12 protein-coding genes are annotated in these 5,568 nt (G+C 38.2%); 11 read left to right on the top strand and 1 reads right to left on the bottom strand.

From position 1 onward, the window contains the following. The 10 genes from paaA to paaI form a co-directional block, all read left to right on the top strand. Positions 1-549, top strand: a 549-nt coding sequence (gene paaA, locus ACO1O5_RS11125) for a 1,2-phenylacetyl-CoA epoxidase subunit PaaA (protein ID WP_486270181.1), incomplete at its 5' end; no start/stop codon positions are given. Positions 550-671: 122 nt separating this feature from the next. Further along, a complete protein-coding gene (locus ACO1O5_RS11130) occupies positions 672-914 on the top strand; it encodes an ORF6N domain-containing protein (RefSeq protein WP_486270199.1) in 243 nt (80 codons plus the stop codon). A 19-nt stretch (positions 915-933) separates the two neighbouring features. After that, positions 934-1,074, top strand: a complete 141-nt coding sequence (locus ACO1O5_RS11135; protein ID WP_486270183.1) for a hypothetical protein — start codon at positions 934-936, stop codon at positions 1,072-1,074. Next, the gene (gene paaB, locus ACO1O5_RS11140) at positions 1,071-1,355 is read left to right on the top strand and encodes a 1,2-phenylacetyl-CoA epoxidase subunit PaaB (protein WP_486270185.1); all 285 of its coding nucleotides are present in this window, start codon (positions 1,071-1,073) and stop codon (positions 1,353-1,355) included. The genes ACO1O5_RS11135 and paaB overlap by 4 nt, the downstream gene beginning before the upstream one ends. A gap of 6 nt (positions 1,356-1,361) precedes the next feature. Continuing rightward, entirely contained in the window at positions 1,362-2,120 is a 759-nt protein-coding gene (gene paaC / locus ACO1O5_RS11145; RefSeq protein ID WP_486270186.1) for a 1,2-phenylacetyl-CoA epoxidase subunit PaaC, read from the top strand. A gap of 5 nt (positions 2,121-2,125) precedes the next feature. Further along, positions 2,126-2,623: a 1,2-phenylacetyl-CoA epoxidase subunit PaaD gene (paaD, locus tag ACO1O5_RS11150; RefSeq protein WP_486270188.1), complete on the top strand. Its 498-nt coding sequence runs from the start codon at positions 2,126-2,128 to the stop codon at positions 2,621-2,623. A 29-nt stretch (positions 2,624-2,652) separates the two neighbouring features. Beyond that, positions 2,653-2,835: a hypothetical protein gene (locus tag ACO1O5_RS11155; RefSeq protein WP_486270190.1), complete on the top strand. Its 183-nt coding sequence runs from the start codon at positions 2,653-2,655 to the stop codon at positions 2,833-2,835. Beyond that, positions 2,826-3,191, top strand: coding sequence for a type II toxin-antitoxin system VapC family toxin (locus ACO1O5_RS11160; protein WP_486270191.1), 366 nt, complete (start codon positions 2,826-2,828; stop codon positions 3,189-3,191). The genes ACO1O5_RS11155 and ACO1O5_RS11160 overlap by 10 nt, the downstream gene beginning before the upstream one ends. Before the next feature lies 1 nt (position 3,192). After that, positions 3,193-3,969 carry an enoyl-CoA hydratase-related protein gene (locus ACO1O5_RS11165; protein WP_486270192.1) on the top strand — a complete coding sequence of 259 codons (777 nt, stop codon included), beginning with the start codon at positions 3,193-3,195 and terminating at the stop codon, positions 3,967-3,969. Positions 3,970-4,005: 36 nt separating this feature from the next. Then, positions 4,006-4,428, top strand: a complete 423-nt coding sequence (gene paaI / locus ACO1O5_RS11170; RefSeq protein WP_486270194.1) for a hydroxyphenylacetyl-CoA thioesterase PaaI — start codon at positions 4,006-4,008, stop codon at positions 4,426-4,428. Between the two features lie 4 nt (positions 4,429-4,432). On the opposite strand, the gene ACO1O5_RS11175 is transcribed toward paaI, so the two are convergent. Next, a complete protein-coding gene (locus tag ACO1O5_RS11175; protein WP_486270196.1) occupies positions 4,433-4,774 on the bottom strand; it encodes a DUF6970 domain-containing protein in 342 nt (113 codons plus the stop codon). Between the two features lie 137 nt (positions 4,775-4,911). Here ACO1O5_RS11175 and obgE point away from each other — a divergent pair. Beyond that, a partial coding sequence (gene obgE / locus ACO1O5_RS11180) for a GTPase ObgE (protein WP_486270197.1) occupies positions 4,912-5,568 on the top strand: 657 nt, incomplete at its 3' end.

Genomic DNA, 5,568 nt, shown 5'->3' on the forward strand with positions numbered 1-5,568 from the left:
GCAATCATGAACCAGGTTCCATTGTGTCGTGCTTCTTATGGTCCTTATGCCAGGGCCATGATACGAATCTGCAAAGAAGAGAGTTTTCACCAGCGGCAGGGTTTTGAGATTTTACTGACGCTTTGCAGAGGCTCAAAGGCACAGAAAGAAATGGCGCAGGATGCGCTCAACAGGTGGTGGTGGCCAAGCCTGATGATGTTTGGCCCAAACGATGATGCGTCGCCACATTCTGCACAAAGCATGCAATGGAAAATAAAAAGGTTTAGTAACGATGAGCTAAGACAAAAGTTTGTTGATGTTTGTAAAGAACAGGCAGATATATTGGGTATTACCATTCCCGACGATAAACTTGTATGGAATGAGGAAAAACAGCATTACGATTTTGGAGAAATAAACTGGGACGAATTTTATAACGTAATTAAAGGCAATGGCCCCTGCAATACAGAGCGTTTAGCCGCAAGAGTTAGTGCACATGAAAATGGTGAATGGGTAAGAGAAGCTGCACTGGCCTATGCGGAAAAAAAGACAAAAATCTCAGATGTAATCTAAATTATTAAGGTCACAAATTGTGACCTTAAAGAAATAACACTCTCATGCAATTATCAGCTATTCAAAATAAAATTTACGAGATAAGAGGCCAGAAAGTTATGCTTGATTTTGATTTAGCTGAAATGTATGAAGTAGAAACGAAAGTGCTGAATCAGGCAGTTAAAAGAAATGCAAATCGTTTCCGCGCCGATTTTATGTTTAGTCTTACCCAGAAAGAGAGGTGGAAGCAGGTATCTTCCTTCCGCATTTACAGAGCAAGGCGTAGTAATGCTTTCAAGTGTCTTAAATGGCGAAAAAGCTATAGAAATAAACATTATCATCATAAGAACTTTTGTATTGATCCGCCAATTCGCATTAAATTATAAAGATCTTCATCAAAAAATAATGAAACTTGAAAAGAAATATAATGCCAATTTCAAAGAAATTTTTCAGGCCTTAAACTTGTTGCTAAATGATAAACAAAGCCAGGAAGATCTTGCCAAAAGAGAGCGAATCGGGTTTAAAAAAGATATTAAATCAACATGAAATCAACAGAACCACTTTGGGAAGTTTTTATTAGAAGTAAACAAGGACTCGACCATAAACATGTGGGCAGCCTTCATGCGGCCGATGCGCAAATGGCCATCGAAAATGCAAGAGATGTTTATACCCGCAGGATGGAAGGTGTAAGTATATGGGTGGTTGAATCGAAATACATACATTCTTCCAATCCCGATGAAGCGGCAAGCCTTTACGATCCAGCCAATGATAAAATTTACCGTCATCCTACTTTTTATAATTTACCCGATGAGTTGAAACATATGTAACACCCAATGCAGAACGACCTATTTACCTATACTCTTCATCTTGCTGATAACAGTCTAATCATGGGACATCGCCTAAGTGAATGGACTGGCCATGGACCGATGCTTGAACAGGATATTGCCATCAGTAACATGGCTTTGGATTTAATAGGACAGTCAAGAAATTTTTATCAATATGCGGCAACCTTAAGAGGAGGGGGGGTAACCGAAGATTCCCTGGCGTATTTGCGTGATGCAAGAGAATTCAAAAATTTTTTAATTGTCGAATTACCAAATGGCGATTGGGCTAAAACAATTATGAAATTATTCTTGTTCAGTACCTGGCAATTTTATTTGTTTCAACAATTAATAAATTCGTCCGATAAGCAATTGGCAGCAATTGCTGAAAAATCTTTAAAAGAAGTAACCTATCATGTTAGATGGAGCAGCGAATGGGTTATTCGCCTTGGAGATGGAACTGATGAAAGTAATAAAAGGATAAAAATAGCATTGGAAGAGATTTGGTCGTATACCGGCGAAATGTTTGAACCTACTTCTTACGAAACCGCTCTTTTAGAAAACAGTATAAGCGTTAACGTTAGTGACATAAAAGATGACTGGAATAAAAAGACGCGACATGTTTTGGAAGAAGCAACATTAGCATTTCCCGACGATAAAAATACCTGGATGCAAACCGGAGGCAAAAACGGAATTCATTCGGAACATCTTGGTTATATTCTTGCCGAGATGCAGTTCTTACAAAGAGCCTACCCCGGCTGCGAATGGTGACGATTATGGAAAAAATCGATGCAAATATTACAATTGGCAATATCTGGAAACTGATGGACGAAATTTATGATCCGGAAATTCCGGTTTTATCGATTGTTGACTTAGGAATTATAAGAGATGTACAAATAAATAAAAATGAGATTGAAGTTTGCATAACACCTACCTATAGTGGTTGCCCGGCAATGGACGTGATATCGATGAACATAAGATTGGCTCTTTTACAAAATGGATTTGCAAATATTAAGATTACACAACAACTTTCTCCGGCATGGACGACAGATTGGATGACACAGCGGGGAAAGGAAAAATTAAGAGCGTTTGGAATTTCTCCGCCCGTTGGCAAAAGCCTAGATCAAAAATATTTGGAAGAATTAAAAGTTGAATGCCCGCTTTGTCATTCGCAAAATACCAAACTTATCAGCCAGTTTAGCTCCACCGCATGTAAGGCCCTGTACCAATGCAGCGACTGCCTGGAGCCCTTCGATTATTTTAAATGTCATTAAGTAATTGTACCTTTAAAAAAAGCGATTTTATGACAGTCGTTATAAAAAAAAGTGATTCGAAAGAAATAAAACAACAAAAAATAAATCGTTTACAAAGAACGCCGTTGAAGTCTAAACAAAAAAGTTTTATGAAATTTTGTGGAGCTTTAAAGGGCGTTTTTAAAGAAGACGCAGTAGCTATTCAGCGAAAATTGAGAGATGAATGGCCATGATTTTATCCGATACTAATATCATAATCTATTTATTAGAGGGAGATTCGGCCATTGCAGAATTATTCGATCAAAATTCAATATTCATTTCCTTTATTACTGAACTCGAACTATTATCCGTAAAAAAATACACTAAAGGGCAAGAGGAAAAAATAACTGATATTATTCAGGAATTTACTATTTATGAATATAGCCCTGTTATTAAATCAGCTTGCATCAATTTTCGCCGAAAGTATAATTTAAAATTACCAGATGCTATAATTGCGGCAACAGCATTTGCTTACAAATTACCATTGCTTACTGCCGATAAAAAACTTTCCATAATAACGGAAATAAAAATATCACTTTATACTTTTTGAAATGTCTTCTATTCTTTTAGAAATAAAAAATAACATTGCCTTTGTTACTTTCAATCGCCCTGAAAAATTCAATGCATTTAACAGAGAAATGGCGCTGGCTTTTCAAAAGATACTCGATGATTGCGAAAATGATATTACTGTTAGATGTGTTTATTTATCCGGCTCGGGCAAGGCCTTTTGCGCAGGGCAGGATCTTTCAGAAATTACCAACCCCGATGGCCCCGGCATGGAAAGAATTTTAAAAGAACATTACAACCCGATCGTCACTAAAATCAGAAATTTAAATAAACCGGTAATAGCGGCAGTGAATGGCGTAGCGGCAGGCGCAGGCGCCAACATTGCCCTATGTTGCGACGTAGTAATTGCTACTCAATCGGCCTTTTTCATACAAGCATTTAGCAAAATTGGTTTAATACCCGACAACGCCGGAACCTATTTTTTACCCCGCTTAATAGGGATGCAAAAGGCAAGTGCATTTATGATGTTGGGAGATAAAATTTCGGCATTAGAAGCTGAGAAAACTGGTATGATCTATAAATTTTTTGTAGATAAAAATTTTAAAAAAGAAGCCGAAAAAATTGCTTTCACCCTGGCTGAACTGCCAACTAAAGGTTTGGCCTACACGAAACGGGCACTTAACAAATCAATTGAAAATACATTGGAACAACAGCTGCAGACGGAAGACGAATTGCAGCAAAAAGCAGCACTGACTAAAGACTTTAAAGAAGGCGTGACAGCCTTCTTAGAAAAAAGAAAAGCAATTTTTACCGGAGAATAATCTTTGAGAATTTATAAGATCAAAAATTAAAATGCAATGCTATCAAAAGATGAATTGGCAAATAAAGTTATTGAACAAGTAATGAAAGATGATCTTTTTAGTCAATGGCTTGGCATACAAATTATTGAAATAAAGGAAGGTTATAGCAAAATAAAAATGGCTGTAAGAAAAGAAATGATCAACGGCCTGGGTATTGTTCACGGAGGAATTGCGTTTTCTTTAGGCGACACCGCCTTTGCATTTGCGTGCAATAGCCGCAATAATTTATCCGTTGCTCTTGATACTTCAATTAATTTTTTAAAACCGGTGCATCCGGGAGATGAACTTATCGCCGAAGCGAAAGAATTACATAACGGCAAATCAACGGGCCTTTATCAAATCACAATAACTAATCAACGCAACCATACTGTTGCGTTATTTAAGGGAACTTGTTTCAGAACCAATAAAACCCTGGTTTAATCGATTACCTGTCATCTCTCCAAATGGTTACGGAATCCGTTGCATCTTTAAAAAAATTTACCGGTTTTCCGTCCCCTCCGCCAGCAATGCCTCCATCGGGATGGCCTAATACATTACAATTTTCATCAAGTACGAGACTGTATTGATCACAACATTGTGCAGGAATATAAAATACTCTCTTCTTGTGATAGGTAAATTGAATGATGGATTGCGGTGGATTTCCCTTTGGTTCGCTTTTAAAGGTTTCTATTTGTTGTTGTATACATAGCGGCACTCCAGTTGTTCGCAAAACATGTTTTGAACACGAAAAGGACGCCATCACTAGTATGAAAATCGAGTACTTCATTAATAAGATTTTTTTGTATAGAAAGTTGACCTCAATCCACTAATAATCGTTGCATTCAATTTAGATTATTTAGATCCGGATGTTTAAGCAGTTTTGTTAAAAATAATTACTAAAAAAACTTTGCGACCTTTACAACAATGGAAAAGTCAAATTTTATAGATTACATAAGAATATTTTGCAAAAGCGGCCACGGAGGCGCAGGAGTCACCCACTTTATGCGCAATAAGCTCACGGCTTTTGGTGGACCCGATGGCGGGGATGGGGGAAGAGGTGCTCATATTATCCTTCGTGGAAGCAAAGATCTTTGGACACTGTTGCATCTTCGTTATTTTAAAAATGTACTGGCCGAAAGCGGGGAGAACGGTAGCAAGAACAACTGCACCGGCCGTGATGGTAAAGATATCATCATTGAAGTTCCGTTAGGCACCATTGCAAAAGATGAAGAAACGGGAAAGCAGGAAGCCGAAATTCTAGAAGATGGCCAGGAAATTATTTTAATGAAAGGTGGTAGAGGCGGGCAGGGAAATTCACATTTTGCAACGCCAACCAACCAGGCGCCCCAACATTCTCAACCTGGAGAAGAAGGCCAGGAAGGATGGAAAATTTTAGAGTTAAAGGTATTGGCAGACGTTGGTTTAGTAGGATTTCCCAATGCCGGAAAATCGACGTTGTTATCGGTGATAACAGCGGCAAAGCCAAAGATTGCCAATTATGCATTTACCACTTTGACGCCGCAGCTTGGTATGGTCGAATACCGCGATCATAAGAGTTTCTGTGTGGCTGATCTTCCCGGA

This window comes from Ginsengibacter sp. (assembly GCF_057362405.1).

Coding starts and splice junctions, on each gene's coding strand:
- ACO1O5_RS11130 (WP_486270199.1), top strand. CDS start 672: ATGTATGAAGTAGAAACGAAAGTGCTGAATCAGGCAGTTAAAAGAAAT.
- paaD (WP_486270188.1), top strand. CDS start 2,126: ATGGAAAAAATCGATGCAAATATTACAATTGGCAATATCTGGAAACTG.
- ACO1O5_RS11135 (WP_486270183.1), top strand. CDS start 934: ATGAAACTTGAAAAGAAATATAATGCCAATTTCAAAGAAATTTTTCAG.
- ACO1O5_RS11155 (WP_486270190.1), top strand. CDS start 2,653: ATGACAGTCGTTATAAAAAAAAGTGATTCGAAAGAAATAAAACAACAA.
- ACO1O5_RS11175 (WP_486270196.1), bottom strand. CDS start 4,774: ATGAAGTACTCGATTTTCATACTAGTGATGGCGTCCTTTTCGTGTTCA.
- ACO1O5_RS11160 (WP_486270191.1), top strand. CDS start 2,826: ATGGCCATGATTTTATCCGATACTAATATCATAATCTATTTATTAGAG.
- paaB (WP_486270185.1), top strand. CDS start 1,071: ATGAAATCAACAGAACCACTTTGGGAAGTTTTTATTAGAAGTAAACAA.
- paaC (WP_486270186.1), top strand. CDS start 1,362: ATGCAGAACGACCTATTTACCTATACTCTTCATCTTGCTGATAACAGT.
- ACO1O5_RS11165 (WP_486270192.1), top strand. CDS start 3,193: ATGTCTTCTATTCTTTTAGAAATAAAAAATAACATTGCCTTTGTTACT.
- paaI (WP_486270194.1), top strand. CDS start 4,006: ATGCTATCAAAAGATGAATTGGCAAATAAAGTTATTGAACAAGTAATG.